Annotated in this window: 5 protein-coding genes; 2 read left to right on the top strand and 3 right to left on the bottom strand. The window is 70.6% G+C overall.

Features of this window, described 5'->3' with window-relative positions:
• A partial coding sequence (locus tag I71_RS26680) for a cobalamin biosynthesis protein (protein ID WP_042701094.1) occupies window positions 1–847 on the bottom strand: 847 nt, incomplete at its 3' end.
• Window positions 848–889: 42 nt separating this feature from the next.
• Window positions 890–1,453, bottom strand: a complete 564-nt coding sequence (locus I71_RS26675; RefSeq protein ID WP_042701092.1) for an ankyrin repeat domain-containing protein — start codon at window positions 1,451–1,453, stop codon at window positions 890–892.
• 122 nt (window positions 1,454–1,575) lie between these two features.
• On the opposite strand from I71_RS26675, the gene I71_RS38950 reads away from it, so the two are divergent.
• Together I71_RS38950 and I71_RS26670 are read left to right on the top strand one after the other, a co-directional pair.
• Window positions 1,576–1,719, top strand: coding sequence for a hypothetical protein (locus I71_RS38950; protein WP_199902265.1), 144 nt, complete (start codon window positions 1,576–1,578; stop codon window positions 1,717–1,719).
• Between the two features lie 72 nt (window positions 1,720–1,791).
• The gene (locus tag I71_RS26670; protein WP_049976349.1) at window positions 1,792–2,424 is read left to right on the top strand and encodes a hypothetical protein; all 633 of its coding nucleotides are present in this window, start codon (window positions 1,792–1,794) and stop codon (window positions 2,422–2,424) included.
• A 30-nt stretch (window positions 2,425–2,454) separates the two neighbouring features.
• Here I71_RS26670 and I71_RS26665 read toward each other — a convergent pair.
• The coding region (locus I71_RS26665; RefSeq protein ID WP_042701090.1) for a DUF1329 domain-containing protein at window positions 2,455–3,088 on the bottom strand (634 nt) is incomplete at its 5' end.

The raw sequence follows: 3,088 nt of genomic DNA, 5'->3' as shown, positions 1-3,088 counted from the left end.
TGATGACCACGCCGCCGTCGCGGTGCGGACCACCAAGCGCCAGCCCCAGCGCGCCGGCCATGGCGGCGATGGGCCAGCCCATGTTCAGCGACGGGTGCTTGCGGGCGTCGCGGCCGAGGGCGCGCAGGGCGGCGCTGGCCTTGGCGGTGCCGATGAAGGGGGCGGCGAGCGCCAGCAACAGGCCGGCCAGCCGGGCGGGCAGGGCATTCAGCGCATCGTCCAGCGTCGCCGCGGTCGAGCCGAAGCGGCCATGGCGGACACCGGGGCTGCCCAGGGCCGCGTCGGCTCCGTCCATCGCCGTCCAGACGAACAGCCCCGGCACGCCGAGCAGGGCATAGCCGAACACCGGCGCCACCAGTTTGCGGTCGAAGGCGCGGGCCGCAGCCTCCACCGCCGCGCGGGCGACGCCATGCTCGTCCAGGCCATAGACATGGCGGCGGGTCAGCGACTGGATCGCCTCCTGTCCGGCGACGATGCCGCCGCTTTCCAGGGCGCGGCGCACCGCCCGCACACGGGTCCAGGCCGCACGGCCGCGCAGGCCGCAGAGCAGGGCCAGCAGTTCCACCATCCAGCCGCGGCCGATGGAGCCGATCCACTCCACCAGCAGCCCGGCCGTGATGGCGATCAGCAGCAGCGCCAGCACCACCAGCGCCCCGCGGATCACCTGGGCCGACTTGCCGCGCTCCGCCCGGTTCAACCGGGCGTCGGCGGCATTGCAGAATCGCCGGGCCAGCCCCGCCGGATCGGGCAGGATGCGGTCGAGCCAGTCGCCGAACAGCGCGTCGATCCCCAGCGCCAGCAGCAGGAGCAGCAGCGGGCCGGGACCGCCGAAGGCCGAACCGAACATGGAAACTCCGCGGTGTGGAAGCCGTGCGTCAGCGGGTGCCGATCAGCGGGCGCCGGCCTGGCGCAGCAGGGTGCCGACGCGGGCGTTGCGGCTTTCCTGCGACCAGTTCAGCGCGGTGCGGCCGGTGAAATCGGAACGGTCGACCTTGGCTCCCGCCTTCAGCAGCCGGTCCACCACGTCGGCCCGGCCGCTGCGCGCGGCGACCATCAGTGGCGTCATGCCCTCGCGGTTTTCCAGATCGACCTTGGCGCCCTTTTTCAACAGCAGATCGATCATCTCCGGATTGCCGTTTTCCGCCGCGACCAGCAGCGGGGTGTTGCCAGCCTTGTCGGCGCGGTTGACGTTGGCGCCGTTGTCGAGCAGCAGGGCGGCGATGGCCGGGCTGGAGCGGTCGACGGCAGACAGCAGCGCGGTCTTGCCATGAATGTCGGCCTGATTGGCGTTCTCGCCCCGCAAAAGGGCGCCCTTGGTCTTGGCGACGTCGCCGTCATTGACCGCCTGCATCAGACCGGTGTCCTGGAACAGGCTGATCTGGGCGAGGGCCGGGGCGGCGGAGCCGGCGGACAGGCCGGCGGCGAACAGGGTGGCGAGCAGGAGCCGCTTCATGGCGGGTGTCCTTCCTTGACAGCAGGGGTGCCGGATACTAGCCAAAAGACCGGTGCTTTTGCCAGATCGGCCTTCATCGCAGCGCCGGGCGCCACAGCTTTGCATCGACAGGTTGACCCCTCATGCTCCGCAACCCGCTTGCCCGCCACGTCGCGCTGTTCCTGCTGGTGAAGGCGGTGCTGATCGCCCTGGGGCTCTGGTGGTTCCTCGGCGCCATGCCGGAACCGCGCGGCGTGGTGCCTCCTGCCGCGGCATCGCACTCCTGAGCGGAACCTCACCCCCGCTTTACGGTTGGATTCGGATTGTTCGGACTACCTGCCAAGCGAAGGGGTGGAGGCATGATCGACAGCCGCGACCAGAACCCGACCACGATCGATTCAAGTGCCTGGACGGGAGATACCGGAAGCACCGGAACCGATGCCACGGTCCGTGAGGCCGTGGCGGTCTTCGACAGCCGCAACGCCCTGCAGAGCGCCATCGACGATCTGAGCCTGGCCGGCTTCCAGCGCCATGAGCTGAGCCTGCTGGCCAATGACGAGACCATCCGCGAGCGGCTGGGCGACGTGCCGGGCGATGTCGGCAGTCTCGCCCACGATCCCGATGCGCCGCGCCAAGCCTACATCTCGCCGGAGGATATCGGCAGCGGCCAGGGTGCCGCCGTCGGCTTCCCCGCCTATGTCGGTGCGATCATCGCCACCGGTGCCGTGCTGGCGACCGGCGGGACGGCGCTCGCCGCCGCGGCGGCTGCTGCGGCGGCGGGTGTCGGCAGCGGGGCGGCGGGGTCCTTCCTGTCGCAATGGATCACCGACAAGCGCAACGAGCCGATGCTGCAGCATCTCGACAAGGGTGGCATCCTGCTGTGGATCACTGTCGGCGACGCCGCGCGCGAACGCATCGCCCTGGAGATCCTGAGTCGCCACGCCACCCGGCCGGCCGAGGTTCACGAGGTGCGGCAGGCCGGATCGATGTGACGGCCCGACGCCGCGTCGGCCCGGTGTCCCTCATCCCCGCCGGCCGCGGCGGACCAGGGCGTCGGGAGTGAAGTCCTCCGGCTTCAGCGGGGCGTCGAAGCGCGGCGGGGGCAGGCCGTTCTCCAGACCGCGGGCGGTGTAGCGGTCGGCCGTCAGGTCGAAGGCGAATTCTACCGACGGCACCAGGGCCGGGACCTGCCAGTGCGGCAGCGGATGCGCCTCGGCGTAGCGCAGAAGCACGCCCTTGCCGTCATAATGCTCCGACGCCAGGATCTGCCAGCTGTCCTCGTCCAGGTAATAGGTGCGGTCGGGCAGGGCGTGCTTGAAGTTCGGCTTCAGCCGGGCGTCGACCACCCAGACCCGGTGCATCTCATAGCGCAGGAATTGCGGGTTGGGGTGGTGCGGCCACAGGATGTCCCGCATCGTCAGGCTGGGGTTGGTCAGCCGGTGGGAGTTGTACGGCATGTACATCTCACGCCGCGTCACCAGCGTGTAGTCGAAGCGGTCGAGGGCGCCGCTGAACATGTCCAGCATGTCGGCGGTGCAGATGCCGCCCGTCACCGGGTCCGGCGTGTCGTAGGCGAAGTCGGGAGCCGGCATCACGCGCCCGCGCTCCCCCTCCCGCACCCAGGCGCGGCTACGGGCGGCGATCGGGTCGAGCGTC

It is taken from the genome of Azospirillum sp. B506, from assembly GCF_000333595.1.
Taxonomy (GTDB): Bacteria; Pseudomonadota; Alphaproteobacteria; order Azospirillales; family Azospirillaceae; genus Azospirillum.
The sequence above is the reverse complement of the archived record's forward strand: the minus strand, read 5'-3'. Positions and strand labels throughout refer to the sequence as shown.

Coding starts and splice junctions, on each gene's coding strand:
- I71_RS26675 (WP_042701092.1), bottom strand. CDS start 1,453: ATGAAGCGGCTCCTGCTCGCCACCCTGTTCGCCGCCGGCCTGTCCGCC.
- I71_RS26670 (WP_049976349.1), top strand. CDS start 1,792: ATGATCGACAGCCGCGACCAGAACCCGACCACGATCGATTCAAGTGCC.
- I71_RS38950 (WP_199902265.1), top strand. CDS start 1,576: ATGCTCCGCAACCCGCTTGCCCGCCACGTCGCGCTGTTCCTGCTGGTG.